The sequence below is a fragment of the Leifsonia sp. HAY1-4F genome (genome assembly GCF_056755275.1).
Genome location: NZ_JBNDHX010000416.1, coordinates 1 through 255, shown reverse-complemented (window position 1 = coordinate 255; position 255 = coordinate 1). Strand labels below are relative to the sequence as shown.

Genomic DNA, 255 nt, shown 5'->3' with positions numbered 1-255 from the left:
GCAGCGGGCTGTACGACATCCAGATCTTCGCGGCTTCACCCGACGCCACCCCCGACACCGCGCCCGGCGAACTCATTGCCGAGTTCCGTGGCCGCAGCCGTACCATCTCCAAGAAGTAGGAACCCCCATGACCCAGAACACCGTGGCCGCACCCGCTACTGCCGACTCCAAGGCCAGTGCTCCCGTGCTGGACCGTGAAGAGACCATCTCCCGCGACGAACTCGAGGCACTGCAGCTCACCCGCCTGCAGCACAC

General features: G+C 65.9%; 1 pseudogene. It reads left to right on the top strand.

The window, feature by feature from the left end:
• A pseudogene (locus tag ACPYOG_RS20015) lies at positions 1-119 on the top strand (phenylacetic acid degradation protein); the annotation flags it as partial.
• Positions 120-255: the final 136 nt, after the last annotated feature.